Consider the following 22264-nt stretch of genomic DNA (forward strand, 5'->3'; position numbering starts at 1 on the left):
CCCCCGCTCCCGCTAGACCGGGGGCTCCCCCCGCCCCCGCTCACGCCGCTCCCGCTAGGCCGGGTGTCCGTCGGAGTGCGTACGGTCGGCCTGACTGGAGAACTTGGACAGGAACACGTCGAACCGCCCGTCCTCCCTCCGCGTGAGAATCGCCCCGTCCTGCCAGATCCCGTTCTCGTCCCACCACTGGCTGCCGAACGGGTCGCCCTGGTTCTGGTGGATGCTGTCCATGCCGCGGCCGGGCGGCTCGAAGGGCTCCCCGAAGATCAGCACGCGCCGCCCGGGGACCAGGATCGGTTCGAGCGCCTCGGCGGCGTCCAGCTGGGAGCCGGCGGTCCAGGTGCGCGGCGGGGTCAGCACGCCCAGGGCCTTGAGCAGCCACCTCGGCAGCCGTGTCAGCGCCGTACAGCCGGGGTTGTGGGCGAGTGCGGGCTGCCTGATGAAGTCCAGCGCGCCGGAGCCGGGCTCCCGGGCGAGTTCGTGATACCCGTCCGCCAGCCCGGCCACCGGCCCGAGCGCTTGGGGGGCCAGCGTGAAGACCTTCCACTCCACCCCGATCGCCGACATCGTGCTGTCGACGTCGACGGCACAGCGGTAGCGCCCGGCGGGCGCGTCGACCTCCAGGTTGACGTGGAACCAGCGGCCCTGCGTATCGGGCAGATCGCGGAAGTGCCGGTGCAGGGTCCCGGACAGCACACCGTACGCATCGAGCGGCATGCCACCCAGCCAACCACGGCCCCCACCCCACCGGGTGTCCGCCACATCCGACTACGCCGGTTGCCGGACGCCTCTCGCCGGTCCGGGGTGTCGAGTGCCGCGCGGGCCGTGGTGCGCACTCCTCGCCGTGCCCGTGCCGGCCGCCCACCGGCACCGGAAGAGGGAGCTCCGCCCTTCGGAAGCGCCCTCGGAGACGCAGCCCCGACCCTCGGAACACCATCTTCCGTATCTCCTCCCAAGCACTCGTGTACATGCCATGACCTGAGGTATGTTCCGTGCGCCTCCCCCCATGGATCGGGCAACGCCCGGTGAACCGGCCGCCCACAGGCATGCCCTCACACCAGGCGGAGCTCCTTTCGACAGGAGTTCATGTGGTCGCTTCATCCCGACGATCTCGCAGATCCAGGGCGATCGCCTGTGCCGTCGCCGCGGTCGCCGTCGCCGCGACCGGTGGCGGGCTGATCCCCGGCGGTGCGGTGCCCGCCGCGGCCGCGGCGGACGAGTTCCGCCCGCAGCTGGTGACGGTGCGAACGCCCACCCGCGCCGACAAGGACCGGCTGGTGGCGCTCGGACTCGACCTGACCGAGCACGCCGGACACGACTACGTCGAAGTCGTCCTCCACGGGGCGGGCGACGCACTGGCACTGCGCACGGCGGGGCTCGACTGGCAGGTCCGCATCCCCGACCTTGTGCGGCGCGAGTCGGAGGTGAACGCCGCGAACCGCGCCTACGCCGCCGCCACCACGGCCTCGCCGCTGCCGTCGGGCCGCGACACCTACCGCCGGCTCGCCGACTACAACGCCGACCTCGAACGTCTGGCGGCCGGGCATCCGGGCCTGGTCAGGAAGTTCGCCCTGCCGCACCGCAGCCTCGAAGGCAAGCAGGTGTACGGAGTCGAGATCGCGCACGACGTGGACGCCGTCGACGACGGCCGCCCGGTCTTCCTCATGCTGGGCCTTCACCACGCCCGCGAGTGGCCCTCCGGCGAGCACGCCGTCGAGTTCGCCTTCGACCTGGTCAAGAACCACGGCGGCGACGAGCGCATCACCGGGCTGCTGAAGAAGGCACGCGTGATCGTCGTCCCGGTCGTCAACGTGGACGGCTTCGAGAAGTCGGTCGACGACGGCCATCTGGTCGACCTGCGCACGATCGACGAGGGCGGCACCGGCTCGATCCTGGCCACGCCCGGCAACGCGTACAAGCGCAAGAACTGCCGGATCGTCGACGGTCTCGCCCCGCTGGCGGGCGAATGCGCCCTGGCGAGCAGCCCCGGCGGCTTCGGCGCGGGCGTCGACCTCAACCGCAACTACGGCGGCTTCTGGGGCGGCCCCGGCGCGGCGGCCGAGCCCGTGCAGGCCACCTACCGCGGTGCCGCGCCGTTCTCCGAGCCGGAGACGCGGAACATCCGCGAGCTGATCAGCGGCCGGCACGTCACCGGGCTGATCACCAACCACACCTTCTCGAACCTGGTCCTGCGCCCGAACGGTGTCGCGCCGGACACGACCGGCCCCGACGGACTGCCCGTCGGCGACGCGCCGGACGAGGCGGCGATGAAGGAGCTGGGCGACCGGATGGCCGCGCAGAACGGCTACACGAGCCAGCACAGCTGGGAGCTGTACGACACGACCGGCACGACCGAGGACTGGTCGTACAACGCGACCGGCGGCTACGGCTACACGTTCGAGATCGGGCCCGACGAGTTCCACCCTCCGTTCCCGGAGGTCGTCGACGAGTACCTGGGCGCGGGCGCGTACGCCGGGAAGGGCAACCGCGAGGCGTTCCTGCTGGCGCTGGAGAGCGCCGCCGATCCGCAGGCGCACGCGGTCGTCAGCGGCAGGGCTCCCGCCGGCGCCACCCTGCGGCTGAAGAAGCGTTTCGACACGCCCACCTGGTCCGGCAGCATCAGCGACGTCCTGGACACGACCCTGACCGTCGGCGCCGGCGGCGGCTACACCTGGCACGTCAACCCCTCCACGCGCCCCGTCGTCAAGGCCCGCCAGATCCGGGTGGTCGGCAGCGAGCCGCTGGCACGGCAGACGTACACGGGCACGACGCCACCCGCGCAGCCCACGGACCGGGAGTTCACCGTCGACCGGGCGGCCGACCTCCTCGAAGTGAGGCTGGACTGGGCGACGCCGGACGACCTCGACCTCCACGTGTTCCGGAAGGGCGCCGACGGCACGCTGACACCCGTGGGCGGTTCGACCGGCTCCCTCGGGGAGAAGGAGCGCGTGCTCCTGGACCGGCCGGAGCCGGGCACGTACGTCCTGCGCGTGGAGAACTGGGCGTCCGTAGCGCCCTCCTGGACGCTCACCGCCTCGCTCTACGACGCGACCGAGCACGAGATCGGCGGCCTCGTCGAGAACTGGACGCTGTCGTGCGAGAAGGACGGCAGGGTCCTGGAGCAGGTGCCCGTCGTCGTCGACAGGGGACAGCACGTCAAGGCCGACCTCAAGGCCTGCGCGCGGAAGTGGAGCCAGGGCTGATGGCGCGCATACGACGATGCGGACGTCTCTTCGCCGTCACGTCCCTCGCGCTGGCCGTCGCGCTGTCCTCGCCGGCCATCGCCGCGGACGCCACGGACCTCTCAGGGGACGGCACGGCCACCACGTCGGACGCCCCGGCCGTCGCCGTCAGCACCATCGGTGACCAGCGGGTCTCCGCGGACGGCACGGTGAAGCAGCCGGTAGGCGGCACGGTCGACGTGACGGGGACGGCACGCCCCGGCGCCCCCGGAGCGCCCGCCGGGCGGGCGCCGCTGCACGCCGACGCCGGTGACAGCTCCTTCGTCACGACGGGCGAGAAGGCGGTCCTGCTGGGCGCCGCTCACGGCGGCACCGCGCCCTACACCTGGACCTGGACGTCCGCCCACGGCAGGCTCACCGACGCCGACGCGGCGAGCGCCGCCTTCGACACGACGGGGCTGGCCCCCGGCACGTACGAGGTGCGGCTCACCGTCACCGACGCGGCGGGAGCGCGTACCGGCGACACGGTCGAGGTCGCCGTGGGCGAGGAGACCAGCGCCGCGCTCCTCGACGAGACGAGGACGGACGCGACGCCCGGCCTCTTCCCCACCGGTCAGGGCGTGGAGTTCCCCTTCGAGGTCCCCCCGGGCGTGCGGTCCCTGGACGTCACCCTGTCGTGGAAGACGCCGGAGCAGGACTACGACCTGCGGGTCACCGACCCGTCCGGTGCCGTCGTCGCGCGCTCGGAGTCGTCCGGGCAGCCGGAGCGGACCTCGGTCGCCGCCCCGGCCCCCGGCACCTGGAAGGTCGTCGCCGTCAAGTGGGCCACCGTCGCCGACGAGGTGACCGCGCGGGTCGTCGCCCGGACCGGCACCGCCGACCCGCGGCCGTCGGTCGCGGCCGGCGGCCCGTACGCCTTCGAGACCGGTGCGGCACAGCGGCTCGGCGGACGGGTCACCGGGGGCACCGCGCCCGTGGCCACCGCCTGGGACCTCGACGCCGACGGCCACTTCGACGACGGTACGGGCACCGACATCGGCGCCGCCCTGCCGGAGGGCCGCCACCTGGTCACCCTCAAGGCGACCGACGCCGCCGGCCTGGAGCGCCGCGAGACGACGTCCGTGCTCGTGGGGCCCGCCGACCGGCTCGACGCCGCCCCGCCGGTCACCGTCATCGGCATCGCCGACACCGGCATCAACCCCTACCACCTGGAGTTCTCCGCCCGCGCCTACCCCGACCCGGACGTGCTGGCGCTGACGAGGAACTTCACGCGGCACCCCTCGGAGTACATCCCCGGCTACCCGGCCTCCACCCCGGCGATCCCCGTCACCCTCGGCAAGGGCTACCTCCCCGCCGAGGACAAGGAGGTGTGGACGAGCGCGCGGGTGCCCGGCGGCACGCTGCACTGGATCCCCGGCACGAAGATCATCGGGGCGTACTCGGCGAGCCTCGACGGTGCGGACCCGGTCCTCGACAACCACGGCCACGGCACCGGCTCCGCCTCCGTCTCGGCCGGCAACCGCTACGGCTACTGCCCCACCTGCCTCCTCGTGGTGGTCGAGGGCCTCGACGAGACCGTCGCCACGTCCTTCCCCTGGGTCGACATCACCTCGCACTCCTTCGGCTACGTGGGCGGCGCGCCCGTCGGCCCGGTCGTCAGCGGCGAAGAGGTCACCAAGGAGGCCGCCGAGCGCGGCCAGACGGTCCTGTTCGCCGCCGGCAACGGCGTCGGCAACGCCTTCGACGTGCCCGTGAGCACCTGGCACTCCGACCAGACGGGACCCGACTGGAACATCACGGTCGGCGCGCTGCGCCGCGACGACCAGCGGGCCGTGGTGGGCGACGGCATGCCCGTCCACCTGTCGTCGTGGGGCATCGGCAGTCTGCCCTCGGCCTGCCACACCGGTGTCCACTGCCAGGACCAGTTCAGCGGCACGTCCGCCGCCACCCCGTACACGGCGGGCGTGTTCGGTACGACGCTCCAGCGCGTACGTGATGCCGTCGGCGACGAGCGGGCCGGGCAGAAGGGCGGCCAGGTCGTCGCCGAGGGCGCGGCCGTGCCGGAGAGCGCCTACCTCCACGACGGCAGGCTCACGCGGGCCGAACTGCGCGAGGCCGTCCTGAAGAACGCCTTCCCGCTGGGCGAGGACGACCTGCCGTCCGCGAGCTGGCCGCTCGGCTCCCCGTACACGGCGGGCAACGTCCTCTTCGAGGGGTACGGCGCGGCCACCCCCTAAACCGCGCGTCGGGCCGTGGACGTCCTGCTCGGCCGTGCCCTGCTCCCCGAACGGCCCGTCGAGGACGAGTTCTTCGCCGCCGACCGCGCCGTCCGGGACGGCATCTGGGGCGGCTACGACCGGGACGGCGACGGTACGGACGACCCGGCGCCGCTGCCCACGGGGATCTCGGCCGGCCCGGACGACGTCACCACGCCGGCCGGCACGCTCGACGTGCTGCGCAGGACCCTCGCCGCCCGGGCCGAAGCCGGGCAGCCCCAAGGGCCCTACTCCGCACGGTCCTTCACGTACCACCTCCACCAGCCGCCGGACTGCTCGGCCGAGCGGACCATGGACCGCACCGACCGGGCGGGGGACGCCGACGGCTGCGCCGTCGGGGACACCCTGTCCTCCGCCGCGCCGTACCTGCCGACGGCCGCTCACCCCGCCACCGACACGCTGGGCGAGCCGCTGGCCTCCGGATCGAAGGTGCGGGCCGAGCTGTACGTGAAGACCCGCGCCCCGGCCGCCCTGGTGGCCCCGAGCGTCGTCCTCCTCGCCACCGACCGGGAGATCGGCCGCGGCAAGGCCACCGCCCAGCCGGTCACGGGGGCCTGGACGAAGCTCACCATCGAGTTCGCGACCGCCCGGCACGCCTTCACCGGGGAACAGCTGACCGTCCAGCTGCTCTCCGACACCACGGCGCTGCTCGTGGTGGGCTACGAGGGCGACCACGCCACCCGGCTGTCGCTGGACCCGGCGCCGCTGCCGCCGTCCGGCCTCGCGTTCGGCGCCACCATCGCCTCGCCCGCGGACGGAACGGAGGTCACCGAGGGCGAAACCGTCATGGCGGGCGGGCGGTTCGCCTTCCCCGACGCGGGCACCGACCCGGAGGGCGTCGGCGGCCGCCCGGAGACGCACCGGGTGCAGCTGTCCGTGGACGACGAGGGCTTCGCCGTCCCGATCTCCGCCCAGCTCGACGAGGCCACCGGCACCTGGCGCGCCAAGGCCGGACGGCTGCCCGTGGGCGACCACGTGCTGTACGCCCGTGCCGTACGGGACGGCACGCCGTCCCCGGTCACGAGGACGGCGTTCCGGGTCACCCCGGACGCCCGCGTCGAGTGGCAGGTCGTCAGTCGCAACGCCCCGGTGGACACCGCCGCCTGGCGCCCCGCGGCGGGGCTCGCCGACTGGTCGTTCGCGCTCACCACATCGTCGTACGGCGCCGGGCACCGGACGATCGTCGTACGCCTGGTGGAACGCGGCACGGAAACGGCCCGCACCACGGCACGGGCACGCTTCCGCTGAGGCGGCCCACTCCCGCGAGCGGCCGGGGTTCGGCCCCGGACGGGAGCGCGCAACCCGGGGTTCGTGCCGGAGCCATCCGGCACGAACCCCTTGCGAGCTCCGGTGCTCAAGGGGTGCGGCCGGGCACCTTCGAGCACTGTGCGACCCGGTCGTCAAACCGCTGGAGATCGTGGCGCGTAGGGTGCAGTCGAACGCGGCCGCGTCGACCCGAGGGTCGTGAGCCGCGTGTCGCGGAGGGGGCCGGTGATCACGGCGCCGCAGGGACCCGGGGGGATGTCATGCAGCCGACAGCACGTTCCGTACGCGCCGTGAACCGGCTCACCGCACGGTGGGCGAGCAACTGCGCGGGGCCGGCCGGAACGGTCTTCTCCGCCACGAGCCTGTGGCCGACGCTCGCCTTCCTCGCGGACGCGGCCGGCGGGTCGGCGCGTGCGGAGCTGGAGGACGCGGTGGGGCTGCCCGCCGCCGAGGCCGCGGCGGAGGCCCGTGGCTTCCTCGAAGCGATGGGGGCGATCCGCGGGACCCGGGCCGCCCTCGGGCTCTGGACCAAGGCCGGCCTGCCGCTGCACGCCGACTGGACGGCGCGGCTGCCCGCCGGGGCGGCCGGCACCTTCAGCGGCGACCCGGCGGCCGACCGCGAGATCCTCGACGCGTGGGTCGAGGAGCGCACCGGTGGGCTCATCCGCAGCATGCCGGTCGCCGTCGACGAGGACACCGCACTCGTCCTCGCGGCCGCGCAGACGGTACGGACCCGCTGGCTGCGGCCCTTCCACGAGACGGCGCTGAGCCCCGACGGCGGCCCGTGGCAGGGCCGGTACCTGCTCGGGCTGCGCCGCGCCACCTCTCTGCTGGACCGGGTGGGCGTGGCGGAGACCCCGGACGGCCCTCTGACGGTGCTCAAGGTGCTCGGCGACACCGGCGTGGACGTCCATCTCCTCTTGGGGGAACCGGATATGACGCCTGGGCAGGTGCTGGGTCACGGGCTCGGCGTGCTGTCCGGCGGTGGCACCGCCATCCCCGTCCCGGGAGACCGTCTGCCCCTCGGCGAGGCCGGCCCGGGGCTGAGGGTGTCGAGCCGGCGCAGCCGAACTCCGGAGCCCCGACTCGGCGTCCTGACCGTTCCGTTCCGTGTCGAGGCGGGCCACGATCTGCTGGAACGGCCCGCCCTGTTCGGTCTGTCGGCGGCCATGGACGCGAGCCGCGGCCACTTCCCGGGCATCGGTCCGGAGCCCCTGGCCGTCGGCTCGGCCCGCCAGGCCGCCCTCGCGGTGTTCGACGCGCTGGGCTTCGAGTCGGCTTCCGTGACGGCGATCGGTGCGGTGGGCGCCGGTATGTCACCGCCTCCGCGGTACCTGGTGCGTCACGTCGAGGCCGTCTTCGACCGGCCGTTCGGCTTCCTGACCGTCCACCGCGCCTCGCGGCTCGTCCTGACGGCGGGCTGGGTGGCGGACCCGGTCCCGTTCCCCGATGACGACGACGAGGACGGGTGGGGCGTGTAGGACCGCGCGCGGGGCGTGGACGAGGACGGGGCTGCCACGGCATGACGGCGCCCGGGACGGCGCTGCTCGACGGCCTCGACGGCCTGCACGGCTTCGCCGTCCAGCCGGGCGACCGCTGACCTGCTCGCCGAGCGGCGGCTGCACGCCCCCGCGGGGACAGCACCCGCAGGCTGTCTTGACGTGTACGTGACGGGATGGGTTGATGGGCTGCGTGGGAGCGCTCCCACGGATCACCCCATGCCTTCACGTCCCTCACGTTCACCCCTGGAGCCGCAGTGAGAACCACAAGGAGCACGAGGCGACCCGCCCCCCTGCGTAACCTCCTGGCCGGGCTGGCCGCCTTCCTCGGGCTCGCCGTCCTCTGCACCCTTCCCCCGGCCGCCGCCCATGCCCAGCCGTCCCGCGCCCTCGCCACCGGCCTGCACATCAGCGACGGCCGCCTGGTGGAAGGCAACGGCAACGACTTCGTGATGCGCGGCGTCAACCACGCCCACACCTGGTATCCCGGGCAGACCCAGTCGCTGGCCCACATCAAGGCGCTGGGCGCCAACACCGTGCGCGTCGTCCTCTCCAACGGCCACCGCTGGGCCGCGAACAGCCCCTCCGATGTGGCCGGCGTCGTCCGCGACTGCAAGGCCAACCGGCTCATCTGCGTCCTGGAGGTGCACGACACCACCGGCTACGGCGAGGAGGCCGCGGCCGCCACCCTCGACCAGGCGGCCGACTACTGGATCGGCCTGCGGGACGTCCTCGCGGGCGAAGAGGACTACGTCATCGTCAACATCGGCAACGAGCCCTGGGGCAACACCGATCCCGCCGGCTGGACGGCGCCCACGATCGCGGCCGTCAAGAAGCTTCGCGCCGCCGGGTTCCAGCACACGATCATGGTGGACGCACCCAACTGGGGCCAGGACTGGCAGGGCGTCATGCGGGCCAACGCCCGGGCCGTCCACGAAGCCGACTCCACCGGCAACCTGATCTTCTCGATCCACATGTACAGCGTCTTCGACACCGCCCAGGAGATCACCGACTACCTGAACGCCTTCGTCGACGCCGGACTGCCGCTCCTCATCGGCGAGTTCGGCGGCCCCGCCGACCAGTGGGGCGACCCGGACGAGGACACCATGATGGCCGAGGCCGAGCGGCTCCGGCTCGGGTACCTGGCCTGGTCCTGGAGCGGCAACACCGACCCGGTCCTCGACCTGGCGGTCGGCTTCGATCCGGGCCGGCTCAGCTCCTGGGGCGAGCGCATCTTCCACGGCGCCGACGGCATCGGGCGGACGTCCCGCGAGGCCACCGTCTTCGGCGGCGGCCCCACCGACACGCAGGCTCCCACCGCCCCCGGCACCCCGACCGCCTCCGCCGTCACGGCCACGTCGGTGACCCTCACCTGGACCGCCGCCACCGACAACGTCGGCGTGACCGGCTACGACGTCGTGCGCGTCGGCAGCGGCGGCACCGAGACCAGGGTCGCCACCTCCACCACCCCCACGGCCACCGTGACCGGCCTCGCCGCCTCCACCCCGTACACCTTCGCCCTCTACGCCCGCGACGCCGCGGGGAACCGCTCGGCCCGCTCCGCCACGGTGGACGTCACCACGGACCAGGGCGGCACGCCCGGGGCGTCCTGCTCCGTCGCGTACCGCGTCGTCAACGAATGGCCCGGCGGCTTCCAGGGCGAGATCACCCTCCGCAACACCGGCACCACCGCCATCAGCGGCTGGACGCTCGCGTTCGCCTTCGCCGACGGTCAGAAGATCACCAGCATGTGGGGAGGGACCGCCACCCAGAGCGGCGGCGCGGTGAGCGTCGCCCCCGCCTCGTACACCTCCACCATCCCGGCCGGCGGCACGGGCGTCACGCTCGGCTTCCTCGCCGACAGGGGCGCCACCAACACGGCCCCGACCGCGTTCGCCCTGGACGGCACCGGCTGCACGGCCTGACCGACACCCCCGCCGACCGGGCCGGCTCGTCGCCCGCCCGGTCGGCAGGCGTGCGGCAGCCGCCCCCGTGCGCATCCACCCCGTGTGCGGCGGCTTACCCACCCCCTTGGTCGTCGCAGGTGCGAGTCTGTGTCACGCACCGCCGGGTACCCGCATCAGCCCGGGAAGGCTCCGGCGAGCGGCCCGCGGAAAGGGGCCACGAAGGGATCTGGCGACGATGAACTGCTACGAGTGCGACGAGCCCACGACAGCCGTGGCGATCTGTCAGCAGTGCGGCGTGGCGGTGTGCCGCGAGCACGTGCGCCTGCACGCGGAGGAGATCTCCGACTCGGTGGGCCCCGGGCCGGCGCAGCGGGCGTCGGCGCGACGGGTCACGTGCCCGGTGTGCGAGCGGGCCGAGCACAGCAAGCGCCCGCAGGGCGTCTCCCCGTGACGGGTGGCCCGCCGAGAGCACCGGCCACGGTCGCGAAGCACTGCTTAACGGGTATACCCGCCCGAGTCGAACAGGTCCGCGCCGCTCGAACCCCGTAGTTACTTCTGAGTCACCAGCACGGTCATGTAGCGTCCGGAGCCGCCTGATCCGTTTCAGCCCTCCGCCCCCCATGAGGACGCATGATCGCCACCTTCGACGCCCCGATCACCGCTCTCCGTAGCGTCCCCCAGCGGCCCGGCCCCATGCCGGATGCGCGAACAACAGAGGGAGGAGCGCGGGTCCGTTGAGATTCCGGATCACTCGCTCGAGCGGCTCGCACACCAGCTCATCCGCGCACCCCTCCCCGGCGGAACAGGCGCCCGCCCGGGCCCCGCGGCACACGGTTGAGCCGGAGGTCGTCGAGGCGCCCCTGTCGCCCCACGAGATCGACCTGATACGCGCCTCCGCCTCGGTGGTCGCACCGCTGGCCGCGGACATGACGGTCTACTTCTACGCGATCCTCTTCGCCCGTTACCCCGAGGTCCGCCCGATGTTCCCGCCGGGCATGGACCCCCAGCGCGGCCGCCTGCTGCGCGCGCTGCTGCGCATCGTGGACCTGGTCGACGACCCCGAGAACCTGGTCCGCTTCTGTGAACACCTCGGCCGCGATCACCGCAAGTTCGGCGCCCTCGCCGCGCACTTCCCGGCCGTGGGCGAGTGCCTCCTCGCCTCCCTGGCCCGCTACGCCGGCCCGGCGTGGACCGCGGAGATCGCCGCCGCGTGGACGAAGGCGTACGGCGCGGTCGCCGACCTCATGATCAGTGCCGCCGAGCAGGACGCGGCGGTACGGCCCGCCGTGTGGCCGGCCACGGTGGTGCACCGCGTCCCGCGCGGACACGGCATCGCCGAGATCACCGTACGTCCCCACATGCCCTACCCGTATGCCGCCGGACAGTACGTCAGCGTCGAGACGCCCTGGTACCCCAAGCAGTGGCGCTCCTACTCCCCGGCCAACGCCCCTCGCGAGGACGGCACCCTCACGTTCCATGTGCGCGCGGTGCCCGGCGGCTCCGTCAGCAACGCGCTGGTGCGCCGGTGCGCGGTGGGCGACGTGCTCCGGCTGGGTCCCGCGATGGGGGACATGGTGCTGGACGCCGCCGTCTTCAAGGACCTGCTCTGTGTGGCCGGCGGCACCGGCCTCGCGCCGATCCGCGCGCTCGTCGAGGAGGTCGCGCGTCGCGGCGGACGCCACCAGGTGGACCTGTTCCTCGGCGCCCGCACCGGCGCCGAGCTGTACGGGGTCGACGACATGCTGCGCATGGCGCAGCGGCACCACTGGCTGACCGTCAGGGGGGCGGTCTCCGACGAGTACACCCCCGGAATCCGGGGCTCCCTGCCGGACGTGCTGGGCGAGTACGGACCGTGGTACCAGCACGACGTCTACCTCAGCGGCCCGGCCGCGATGGTCGTCTCCGCCCGGGAGACGCTCACCCTCAACGGCACCTCCCCCGAACGCATCCACTACGACCCGTTCGACACTCCCGTCCTGTCCATGCCCTGAGCCGCGCGCTCGGTCGTCCACCAGGAGAACGCCCCGTGACCTTGCCTCCGCAGTCTTTCGGATCAGCGGGCGAGCACCGGCTGCAGCAGCAGCTGGGCACCGCCGAGCGCGCCGCCCGGTTCTACGACCAGCAGGTGCGCGCCTGCCTCACACCCGAGATGCGGGACTTCATCGGGCGCCGGACCATGGTCTTCCTGGCGACCGCCGACTCCCGCGGCGAGTGCGACGCCAGCTTCCGCGCCGGGCCGCCGGGATTCGTCCACGTACTGGACGACCGCACCCTCGCCTACCCCGAATTCCGGGGGAACGGTGTCCTCGCCAGCGCCGGCAACATGCTGGAGAACCCCCACCTCGGCATGCTGTTCGTCGACTTCACCCACCACCACGTCGGCCTGCACGTCAACGGCGTGGCCCGGCTCTACGGCGACACCGACCTGCGCTCGTTCCACCCCACCCTGCCCGCCGACGCCGCGCCCGGCGGGCGCAGCCCCGAGATGTGGGTCCACCTGACCGTGGAGGAGGCCTACATCCACTGCTCCAAGTACATACCCCACCTGGAACCGGCTCCCCGCCCCACCGGCCACGACGCCGCACGCCCCAAGGACGCCCACTACTTCACCGGCCTCACCACGCCGCACGCGGACGAGGGCCCGGCCGTCGACACGTCGGAGGACCCTGCGAGGGCCGGCGCACTTCTTCCTTCTCGGTCGAACGGCTGACCAGCCCCGCGGCGGGTCTCCGGTGACCTCGATGCCGACGCCGGCCAGGCGAACAGCGGGACCACCGCACAGCTGGTACGCGCTCACCTCTGAGTCTGCAGGGGTGAGCGCGTGGCGGGCGGAGGTCGTCACACCTGCGACCGAGAGCCGGACAGGTAGGTTCAGTGCTCGCAGAGGGAGAATTCTCGTTCGTAGAGCTGCTCGTTGTGTTCGTCGACGAAGAACTTGCGTTCCTGCATGAGTTGTTCGCGGTATTCCCTGGCCTGTTCAAGCGTCATGGTGGAGGTGTCGGACCACGGTTGCTGCGGTGGCACATCGGATGTCGAGACAATCTTCTCCGACGGGTCGACCAGGAAGAACGCAAGAATTTTGCGGTGTCCCGGGCGGGTGGGGTCCATGAGGCGGAATGAGTCGACACGGTGTTGCAGGATGTTCGGGAACGCCAGGCAGCGACCCGCCGGCGTCGATGTCGATCCCAGCATCTGGTTCAGCGCGTCTTCGTCCTCCAGGCCGTAGACCTCACGCAGACCGTTGTCGTCGTTCTGTTCGTAGTCCGGGTCGTCGAGCGCCGCCCGGAAACTCAGACGACTCTCGGTGATGTTCTCGCTGTCCCAGTAGTAGATGGCGGTCGAGACGATCCGCTCGTTCAACATCCCCTCGACATGCCAGGAACCGCCGGGGTACTCGGGCTTGTCGGGAGTGAGATGAATGGTGGCGAGCTTGACGATGACCTGAAGACGGCGGCCGCGCAGGTCGACTCGGGCGTATTCATCGGGCAACTCGGGCGGGGTGAAGTCCGGGGCGTCCGGGATGACCGGGCAGCGGTTGTCCCACCAGTCGTCCTGGGCCGCTTCCCATGCGCGGACGGCTTCTGCGTGGGCCTCAGCATCACTGTAGGAAGACTTGTCCGGAAACTCCGGTTCCGAGTCGTACCACCCGTAAGGATCGGCCTCGATCCGCAGGGGCCGCGGATGGCGCAGATCGGTGAGCACGTTCTCCAGCAGCGGGCGCATGCGTGCGAACAAGTCCGGCAGGACGGAGGCCAGTTCGTGATGAGTCCCGGGGTGGACGTTGTTGACGTACGAGCGGAAGGCGACATCGCCGTCGTCACTGACGTCGACGTCCGTGGGCAGCCACTGGAACTTCTCCGAGAACTCGTACTTCGAGTAGCGGTCCGTCGGGTTCCGCCAAGCCCGCTCGGGCGCGTTGCTCACCCCTCTCACCAGGCAGAACAGCGAGGGATGCACCAGATCCAGTACCTGCCCGTCGGATCCGGGATGCCAGTCCTGTTCTGCTTCGGGGACCTGTTCCAGAACGCGAACCGCCTCGCGCAGCCTGGATCGGAGCTTGTCATCGACCAGTGTGTCCGAGTGCCACACTCCGTCGACGGCGGACACCTCGATGCCGGTTCGTCCGTCTCGCAGCGCGGCGTAGTGCACGAGTTCGGCAAGCACGTAACGAACCTGCGCTGCGGTGAGGCCCTGGGCGACCGCTTCCTGCGTCCACCTGGCGACGATCCCGGCGTCGTTCATCTTGTCGAACCACTCCGGCTTCGCCCGAATGTGCGCGCTGCACTGCATCATTTGAAGTTCTCGCAGCGTTCGGGGTGTCGCGAACGATATGGAACGCGAAGCGTGAAAGGGCAGCGGGAAAGCAGACAGGCCGGTCACTCGTGGTCCCTACAGTCGGTGTGTGGTGGCGGGGAAGGATAGCTCAGCAGACTGACACCGCAGCCGTGGTCCCCGTCCGCCGGCGGTCGTGCGCCGACGCTGCAAGGCCCGGCTCAGTCATGCTGTGGGTGCGCAGCTTCCCCGCCACTCCGTGAGCTCAACTCCTGGTCATGCCCGCCGCATCTGCGGGGTGGCCCGTTGGCGTCCGCCCGGGGACCCGAGCATCGCCCCCCTCCCCGGGTGGCCTCACTTCCACGGGTCGGTGAACGACCGGCCGGGCACGGGCTTGGCAATGAGCGCCACGGGGATGAAGAAGTTGACCTGGCCGATCGCGAACATCAGCGTGGCGAGCGCCTTGGCCTCATAGTGCTCGGCTGCCTGGGCATACAGCTCGTCGGAGACCCTCTCGCCGCCTGCGGACGGCTGAAGCACCGCTTCCACAAGTGCCAGCGCGGCACGCTCGGCACCAGTGAAGTACGGCGAGTCCTGCCAGGACGCCACCGACGTGATCCGCTCCTCCGACTGCCCGGCCTTGCGCAGGAAGCCCGTGTGCAGAACGGTCAGGTAGGTGCTGCCGACGATCTGTCCGGCGCGCAGCTGGACCAAGCTGATCGTGGAGCGCGGCACCGAACCGTTGCCGGTGACCTTGAACAGCGCCGCCGATACCTCCGCCAGATCGGGAACGAGCTCCGCGGGATCCTCGGACATCCGCGGAACCATCGGTACCTCAGCCGTGATCGAACGTGTTTCCATCACTGTCTCCTTCGGGCTTTCGTGCTGCTGTCACTGCACTGACGGATCGCGACAGAGAAACGTGACAGACGGAAGACAGTCGTTCTCGGGCAGGCAGACACCCAACTCCAAGCAGTGTCACTGGCCGGCCCGGTACCTCCTCTGGGCCCCATGTGAGGGCGGGGTCCGCGAGGCCGGTCACAGCCGGCACCGCCTGGCCGTTCTCCCCCGGCTCTCGCCCGGCACCGACCTGCTCAGCGGAGGCCGTACGCCCTCCCGCTGCGGTTCGCCGGACCGGGCCGAAAAGCCGGCCGGCCCCCGCCCGCCGCCCGCCGCCCTGGCAGAGTCGATCACGAACCGCTGGAAGAACCTGCCCCGGCCCACCGTGGCACAGGTCGACGCCCACCCGTGGTGGACGGTCCGGTGTGGGTCCCGGGCAGCCGACGCGGATGGCCGCATCCGCTACCCGGAGCAGACGAATGCAGGCTGCTCCCCGTCGGGCACACTGCGATCACCATGGCTCGGGACGCACAAAAGGCCGCCCTCTCATGGATGAGAGAACGGCCTCCGACCTGCGTTTCCGCGTGTCGGGACGACAGGATTTGAACCTGCGACCCCTTGACCCCCAGTCAAGTGCGCTACCAAGCTGCGCCACGTCCCGGCGCGCTCCCCGGGTTTTGGCCGGGGTGAGCGCGACAGGAGAAAGATTACCTCACTCCTGGAGCAGGTCCGACGCGGGGGTGAGGGCGTGGCGGGCGTGGGTGGCGAGGGTGTCGGCGCCGCAGGTGGTGGCGAGGTCGGCGGCGCGGGCCAGTTCCGTCGGGGAGTGGAGGGCTCGGCCGTAGTCGTAGCGGCCCAGGGCGTGTTCGTACGCGGACGGGGAGGCCTCCAGGTGGCGGACGCACGGGCCAGGAGCGGGACGGCCTCGTCGGGGTGGGCGAACAGGGCGGCGCAGCGGAGGGCTTCGCCGATGGCGGTGTCGGTGCCGAAGCGTTCCGCGTGGGTGCGGGCCAGGCCGGCGACCCGGGCGGCGCGGTCGGGGTCGTCGGGGGCCAGGGCGCGGGCGAGGTCGCAGGCCCAGGGGGCCCAGATGCCGTTGTGGCGGCCGCGGTCCTCCATGGCGCGGCCGGCGGCCTCCAGCGTGGCGACGGCCTCGCCGGTGCGGCCTTCGGCGAGGAGGAGCCGTCCCAGGATGGAGGGCCCGTCGGGCAGGACCATGGCGCTGGGCCAGGGCGGGCCGAAGGCGTACCGGTCGGCGGTCTCGCGGGCTTCCTCGACCCGGCCGCGGGCCAGGAGGGTGTCGATGAGCAGGCACACCGCGTCCCACTGGACGGCCAGGCCCTTGCCGACGCGGTCGGCGAGGCGGAGTCCTTCGCGGAGGAACGTCTCGGCCCGTACGAGGTCGCCGAGGCGGCGGTGGGCGAGGCCGAGCAGCGTGTGGGCGAAGGCCAGGTGGGCGCCACTCCAGCCGGAGATCTCGAAGGCGCGGACCGCCTCCTCGAAGAGGTCGCGGGCACGGTCGGGCCGGTCGCTGAAGGCGTACGCGATGCCGATCATCGCGGGCGTCTCGAAGCCCCACTCGGTGTCGGTCCAGCTCACACCGCGGGCGGGGCGGCCGTCGACGAGGGCGCGGTCGCACAGGTCGACGACGAGCGCGGCGTTCTCGCCGCGGAGCATGGCGTCGAAGGCGCGCAGCGAGAGCAGGGCCCGTTCGGCGTTGTCGGTGCCGCGCAGCTGATCGGCGAGTGCGGCGAGGCGGCGGGAGCGGCCGGCCGGGTCGTCCTCGGTGGCGCGGAACGACTCGTACATGAAGTGGGCGGCTTCCAGCCGGGTGCGGGCCGTGCCCGCGGGGGTCCTCGCCGCCTCCGCGGCGACGGTGCGCGAGGCCTCGCGCAGCTCGTTGCTGTGGGCGAGGGCCTGGGCGAGGCGGCAGGTCGCGTCGACGCGCAGGCCGGCGGAGAGTCCGGGCAGGTCGAGGGCGGAGCGCAGATGGCGCACGGTCGCCGACGGCGAGGTGAGGAGGGCGGCGCAGCCCAGTTCGAGGAGGACCTCGGCGTAGGCGTCGGGCGGCGGCGGTTCCTGGAGGGCCCGTTCGAGGCAGCGGCGGGCCGCGTCGGGGGCACCGACGGCGAGGTGTTCGCGGGCGGCCTCGCGGAGCTGGTCGACGACCTCGGCGTCGTCGTCGGGGTGGACCTCCAGGAGGTGGCGGGACGCGGCCGCCGCGCCCAGGCCCGCGCGGGTGACGGCCCAGGCGGCGCGGCCGTGCAGGGCGGTGCGCATGGCGGGCGGGATGGAGCGGTATATGGCCGTGGCGATGAGGGGGTGGACGAACTCCAGGGGGTCGGTGCCGGTGACGACGCGGGCGTCGCGCAGCCGCCTGGTGCACTCCTCGCCCTCGGCGGAGGTCATGCCGGCGAGGCTCGCGGCGAGTGCCTGGTCGATGTCGGTGCCGAGGACGGCGGCCGCCCAGGCGAAGCGGGTGGCGCCGGTGCCCAGGCGCTCCAGGCGGGCGACCAGTCCGGTGCCGCGCGCGGAGGCGCCGAGGCCGCGCAGCAGGCCGGCCGAGCGGGCGACGGGGTCGAGCATCCGGTCGCGGACGGTGGCGAGCAGCTCCACCGTCTCGTACGGGTTGCCGCCGGTGACGGCCCACACCTCGCGGCAGAACGGGGCGTCCGTGCGCTCGCCGAGCGTGGTGCGGGCCAGGTCGGCGGTGGCCTCGGGCGTGAGGGCGCGGAGCGTGACCGTGAGCCGGGCGGCGTCGCCGAGGCTTTCCAGGAGGGTCGCGGTGGGCCGGGCGCGGACGTCGGCGCGCTGGGCGAGGACGATGAGCAGGGGCAGCCGGCGCAGCCGGGCGGCGAAGGCGGCCAGCCAGGTCAGCGACTCGGCGTCCGCCCAGTGGGCGTCGTCGACGAGGACCAGGAGGGGCTTGCCCCGCCGCTGTTCGGCGAGGCGCGTGACGACCCGGTCGAGGCCGTCCCGTACGCCCTGGGGGTCGGCGAGCGGGCCGCTGGGCGCGGCGAGGCCCAGGGCCGGGGCGGTGATGTCGTACCCGGCTCCGAACAGTGCCCGGATCTCGTCCTCGTGGAGCTGGGCGAGCGCCGGCAGCACCAGCTGCCGGACGACGTGGAAGGGCACGGACGTGAGCGTTTCGCCGCCCCTGCCGGACAGGACGGTGCAGCGGTCGCGGGCGCGCCGGCCGATCTCGGCGAGCAGCGCGGTCTTGCCTATGCCGGCCTCTCCCCGGTAGACGAGGAGGCCGCCCGAACCGTCCGGTCCGGCGCACAGCGCGTCGACGGCCCGTCCGGCTGCGGCGAGTTCCGGCTCCCGCTCCAACAGCGGTGCGGAGAGCTGGTGTTCCGCGCGGGACGGCGGCATCGGTCTTCCCCTCCTCAGGTCTGTGCCGCGCGCACGTCGCGTACGCGGTGGCCTGCGTGTACTTCCTGAACGCGCGAGAGCGTATCGGGGTGCCTCGCACGGGGGACATACTTCGAGCCGTCCCCGCCGGACGGGTGACAATGGGGGCGTGACCAGGACAGGCAGGGACCGTGACGCGGAGGGCCGGGCCCGCAGCGCCCGCCCCCGTGACGGGCTCGGACGGCCGTTGCCGTACGGTGCGCCCGGCGTGGACCGTCAGCCCGAGGGCGTCGTACGGACCCCGGACGAGACACTGCGGGAGGCCCAGCGGTTGCTGGACGCGGGCCTACCGTTCCACGCGCACGAGGTCCTGGAGGACGCCTGGAAGTCGGGCCCCGACGCGGAGCGGGAGTTGTGGCGGGGCCTCGCGCAGCTCGCGGTGGGCCTGACGCACGCCGCGCGCGGCAACGGGGTGGGCGGCGCGCGACTGCTGCTGCGCGGCGCGGACCGGGTCGCCGCACACGGCGGCGCGGTCGTGTCGGGCCCGGCTGAACCCGGCATGGCGAGCTCGGCCTCGGGCCGGGGCTCAGGCTCGGCCTCGGGCTCGGGCTCGGGCCCGGGCCCGAGCCCGAGCCCGGCGTCGGCGGCAACGGGCGCCGCGGGTTCGCGACCGGCGGGTCCTCGCGTGGCGGGCTCGGGTCCGGCGGGCGCCGGTGTGGCGGGCTCGGGCTCGGCGTCGGCGGCAACGGGCGCTGCGGGCTCGCCACTGGTGGATCCCGGCCCGGCTGGCCCGGGCTCGGCGGACCCCGGCGCGGCGGGCCCCGATTCGGCCGGACCCGGCGCGGCCGGCTCGGACTCGGCAGACGGCGCGGCCGCCTCGAGCTCGGCGGACCCCGGCGCGGCGGGCCCCGATTCGGCCGGACCCGGCGCGGCCGGCTCGGACTCGGCAGACGGCGCGGCCGCCTCGAGCTCGGCGGACCCCGGCGGGGCGGGCCCCGATCCGGCCGGACCCGGCGCGGCCGCCTCGGACTCGGCAGACCACGGCGCGGCCGGCTCGGGCCCGGCGGACCCCGGCGTGGCCGGCTCGGGTCCGGCGGACCCCGGCGCGGTGCGCTCCGGGGCTGTGTCGTTCGGTCCGTATGGCATCGACGTCGCCGGTCTGGTGTCGTGGGCCCGTGAGCTGGCGGCCCGCGTCGGCGGCGACGACGCGGTCGGCCCGGTGGACCCGGCGGGCGAGGCGCCGCGGCTGACCGGGTCGCGGTAGGCGGGGCGGTCCGGCGCTCAGGGCCGCCAGCGGGGTGCCTCGTCGTCGGGCGTGTCCGGGCTCGCGAAGTGGAACGGCACCGAGAGGTGGGCGGCCAGGGCACTGCCCGCCCTGGCGGCGGCGGCCGCCGACGGGTGGAGTCCGCCGCGGTCCTCGTCACCGAGGTACCGCACGGCCGTGCCCCAGTAGACGGTGGCCAGCGGCAGTTCACCCGCGGGGTCGTCGGTGACGGCCAGCAGCTGCACGAACCAGTCGTGCACCGTGTCGCCGTCCCAGACCGCCTCGATCGCGGCGACGCGGCCGGGCGCGCCGGAGGCCAACGCGGCCAGGGACTCCAGGTCGAGCGGGCTGTCGGGTGTGCGGGCGATCCGGTCGCCATGGTGGACGTAGCGGTCGTGGACGACGAGCTGCGCGTCGGTGAGGCCGATCCCCGCGGCGCGGCCGGCTTCGAAGACGATCCGGATGGCGCGGAAGCGCGAGTCCTGCAGGACGTACCCGTCGACCTGGTCGCGGATGCCGGCCGGCAGCAGCTCCCACCACTCGGCCGTGCTGATGTCGGTCATGCGTGTCGTCCCCCGGTCCTGCGGCTCCTGGAACGAGCCGTGAGGACCCGATGGTACGCACGGCCCGCGGCCGTCATCCGGTCAGGAGGTCGCGCAGGACGGAGGCGTGGCTTCGTTCCGGGGTCTTGGAGGCCGTCAGGAGGGTCAGCGGGCCCCGGGCGGCCAGTTCGCGGAGCTGGGTGAGGGCCCGGGTGGCCTCCGGGGCTGCCAGTTCGGCCTCGTAGCGGCGGCGGAACTCCTCGAACGCGTCCTCCTCGTCCGCGTCGTCCAGGTCGTGGAACCAGCGGCGCAGTTCGGTGGACGGGGTGACGGACTTGGGCCACTCGTCGATGTGCGCGTCCTCCTTGGTCAGGCCCCGGGGCCAGAGCCGGTCGACGAGGACGCGCGTGCCGTCGTCGGGGGCGGCCGGGTCGTAGACACGGCGCAGGCGCGGGCGCGAGCGGGGCGGGGTACGCGTCATGCCTCCAGCCTGGGCCCGTGGGCCGGGTGCGGCAATCGGGGTCGTCTTGACGGGGCGTCACCGCCGTTCCCACGATGGTCGCGTCGTGCCGTGCGTGTCCGGGCCCCGTCGCAGGGAGAGGCAGGAACGTGTCGTCGGCTGGTGACGTGATCGTGGTGGGGCTGGGCGGCATGGGCAGTGCGGCCGCCGCCCATCTGGCGGAGCGGGGCGCCCGCGTGCTGGGCCTGGACCGGTTCGGGCCGGTCCACGACCGGGGCTCCAGCCACGGCGGCTCGCGCATGACCCGGCAGTCGTACTTCGAGGACCCGGCGTACGTGCCGCTGCTGCTGCGCGCGTACGAGCTGTACGAGCGGCTGGAGCGGGACACCGGCCTGGACGTCGTCAGGCTGTGCGGCGGGCTCATGCTGGGTCGCCCCGAGTCGCGTACCGTCGCCGGGGCGCTGCGCTCGGCGCGCCGCTGGGACCTGCCGTACGAGCTGCTGGACGCGCGGGCGATCAGGGCCCGGTTCCCGGTGTTCGCGCCGCGGGACGCCGAGGTCGCCCTGTACGAGGCGCGGGCCGGGGTGCTGCGGCCGGAGCACACGGTCGCGGGGCACCTGCGGATCGCGGCGCGGGCGGGGGCCCGGCTGCGCTTCGAGGAGCCGGTGCTGGGCTGGGAGCCGTACGGCGGCGGGGTGCGGGTGCGCACGGGGCGGGGCACGTACACGGCGGGACAGCTGGTGGTGTGCCCGGGGGCGTGGGCGCCCGGGCTGCTGTCGGATCTCGGTGTGCCGTTCACGGTGGAGCGGCAGGTCACGTACTGGTTCGAGCCGGACGGGGGCGTCGGGCCCTTCCTGCCGGACCGGCATCCGGTCTGGATCTGGGAGGACGCGGACGACGGGGTGCAGTTCTACGGGTTCCCGGCGTTGGACGGGCCGGGGCGGGGCGTGAAGGCGGCGTTCTTCCGCGAGGGCGGCCGGGTGTGCGACCCGGAGGCGATCGACCGCACGGTGCACGACGGGGAGGTGGCGAGGATCGCCGACCGCCTGGCGGCCCGTGCGGCGGGCCTGCCGGGCCGCTTCGTCAGGGCCGCGACCTGCATGTACACGAACACCCCGGACGAGCACTTCGTGGTCGCCCGGCATCCGCTGCACCCGGACGTGGTGACGGTGGCGTGCGGGTTCTCCGGGCACGGGTTCAAGTTCACGCCCGTAGTGGGCGAGATTCTGGCCGACCTCGCGCTGACCGGCGGCACCCGGCACCCGATCGGGCTGTTCGATCCGGCACGACTGCCGGGCGGAGAGGCGCGGGGCCGGGCCGGTGGTGGGGACCCGGGCCCCGCGCCGTGAGGTCGGCTCACTCGCCGCCGCACCGTCTGCTGTGACGTTTCCGCAGCTGCCGC

Annotated in this window: 15 protein-coding genes, 1 tRNA gene and 2 pseudogenes; 11 read left to right on the forward strand and 7 right to left on the reverse strand. The window is 73.4% G+C overall.

Annotation, left to right across the window (positions count from 1 at the left end; translation table 11 throughout):
* Positions 1-54: 54 nt before the first annotated feature.
* A complete protein-coding gene (locus ABEB09_RS03230; protein WP_345686882.1) occupies positions 55-717 on the reverse strand; it encodes a DUF2278 family protein in 663 nt (220 codons plus the stop codon).
* Between the two features lie 371 nt (positions 718-1088).
* Here ABEB09_RS03230 and ABEB09_RS03235 point away from each other — a divergent pair, with 371 nt between their 5' ends.
* From ABEB09_RS03235 to ABEB09_RS03275, 9 genes are all read left to right on the forward strand, one after another.
* Positions 1089-3203: a M14 family zinc carboxypeptidase gene (locus tag ABEB09_RS03235; RefSeq protein ID WP_345686884.1), complete on the forward strand. Its 2115-nt coding sequence runs from the start codon at positions 1089-1091 to the stop codon at positions 3201-3203.
* Positions 3203-5419: a S8 family serine peptidase gene (locus ABEB09_RS03240; RefSeq protein ID WP_345686886.1), complete on the forward strand. Its 2217-nt coding sequence runs from the start codon at positions 3203-3205 to the stop codon at positions 5417-5419. The genes ABEB09_RS03235 and ABEB09_RS03240 overlap by 1 nt, the downstream gene beginning before the upstream one ends.
* Positions 5420-5434: 15 nt before the next feature.
* The gene (locus tag ABEB09_RS03245; protein ID WP_345686888.1) at positions 5435-6706 is read left to right on the forward strand and encodes a hypothetical protein; all 1272 of its coding nucleotides are present in this window, start codon (positions 5435-5437) and stop codon (positions 6704-6706) included.
* A 278-nt stretch (positions 6707-6984) separates the two neighbouring features.
* A complete protein-coding gene (locus tag ABEB09_RS03250; protein ID WP_345686890.1) occupies positions 6985-8205 on the forward strand; it encodes a serpin family protein in 1221 nt (406 codons plus the stop codon).
* The gene (locus ABEB09_RS03255; protein WP_345686892.1) at positions 8193-8324 is read left to right on the forward strand and encodes a hypothetical protein; all 132 of its coding nucleotides are present in this window, start codon (positions 8193-8195) and stop codon (positions 8322-8324) included. The genes ABEB09_RS03250 and ABEB09_RS03255 overlap by 13 nt, the downstream gene beginning before the upstream one ends.
* Positions 8325-8480: 156 nt before the next feature.
* Positions 8481-10148, forward strand: a complete 1668-nt coding sequence (locus ABEB09_RS03260) for a cellulase family glycosylhydrolase (protein WP_345686894.1) — start codon at positions 8481-8483, stop codon at positions 10146-10148.
* 217 nt (positions 10149-10365) lie between these two features.
* Positions 10366-10581: a DUF2180 family protein gene (locus tag ABEB09_RS03265; RefSeq protein WP_345686896.1), complete on the forward strand. Its 216-nt coding sequence runs from the start codon at positions 10366-10368 to the stop codon at positions 10579-10581.
* Between the two features lie 283 nt (positions 10582-10864).
* Positions 10865-12121, forward strand: coding sequence for a globin domain-containing protein (locus ABEB09_RS03270; protein ID WP_345686898.1), 1257 nt, complete (start codon positions 10865-10867; stop codon positions 12119-12121).
* Between the two features lie 35 nt (positions 12122-12156).
* A complete protein-coding gene (locus tag ABEB09_RS03275) occupies positions 12157-12840 on the forward strand; it encodes a pyridoxamine 5'-phosphate oxidase family protein (RefSeq protein WP_345686900.1) in 684 nt (227 codons plus the stop codon).
* A gap of 161 nt (positions 12841-13001) precedes the next feature.
* On the opposite strand, the gene ABEB09_RS03280 is transcribed toward ABEB09_RS03275, so the two are convergent.
* From ABEB09_RS03280 to ABEB09_RS03295, 4 genes and pseudogenes are all read right to left on the reverse strand, one after another.
* Positions 13002-14510: a DUF4246 domain-containing protein gene (locus ABEB09_RS03280; protein WP_345686902.1), complete on the reverse strand. Its 1509-nt coding sequence runs from the start codon at positions 14508-14510 to the stop codon at positions 13002-13004.
* A 246-nt stretch (positions 14511-14756) separates the two neighbouring features.
* Positions 14757-15263: a carboxymuconolactone decarboxylase family protein gene (locus tag ABEB09_RS03285; RefSeq protein ID WP_345686904.1), complete on the reverse strand. Its 507-nt coding sequence runs from the start codon at positions 15261-15263 to the stop codon at positions 14757-14759.
* A gap of 566 nt (positions 15264-15829) precedes the next feature.
* Positions 15830-15903, reverse strand: a tRNA-Pro gene (locus ABEB09_RS03290).
* Positions 15904-15954: 51 nt separating this feature from the next.
* Positions 15955-18617 (reverse strand): annotated as a pseudogene (locus tag ABEB09_RS03295) (ATP-binding protein).
* Between the two features lie 148 nt (positions 18618-18765).
* Between ABEB09_RS03295 and ABEB09_RS03300 the strand changes: the two are divergent.
* Positions 18766-19111 (forward strand): annotated as a pseudogene (locus tag ABEB09_RS03300) (DUF309 domain-containing protein); the annotation flags it as partial.
* 766 nt (positions 19112-19877) lie between these two features.
* On the opposite strand, the gene ABEB09_RS03305 reads toward ABEB09_RS03300, so the two are convergent.
* Positions 19878-20423 carry a hypothetical protein gene (locus ABEB09_RS03305; protein WP_345686906.1) on the reverse strand — a complete coding sequence of 182 codons (546 nt, stop codon included), beginning with the start codon at positions 20421-20423 and terminating at the stop codon, positions 19878-19880.
* A 73-nt stretch (positions 20424-20496) separates the two neighbouring features.
* Positions 20497-20883: a DUF488 domain-containing protein gene (locus ABEB09_RS03310; protein WP_345686908.1), complete on the reverse strand. Its 387-nt coding sequence runs from the start codon at positions 20881-20883 to the stop codon at positions 20497-20499.
* 128 nt (positions 20884-21011) lie between these two features.
* Here ABEB09_RS03310 and solA point away from each other — a divergent pair, with 128 nt between their 5' ends.
* On the forward strand, positions 21012-22211 hold the full coding sequence (gene solA / locus ABEB09_RS03315) for an N-methyl-L-tryptophan oxidase (protein ID WP_345686910.1): 1200 nt from the start codon (positions 21012-21014) through the stop codon (positions 22209-22211).
* The last annotated feature ends 53 nt before the right edge of the window (positions 22212-22264 follow it).

The organism is Streptomyces coeruleoprunus (genome assembly GCF_039542925.1).
Lineage (GTDB): Bacteria > Actinomycetota > Actinomycetes > Streptomycetales > Streptomycetaceae > Streptomyces > Streptomyces coeruleoprunus.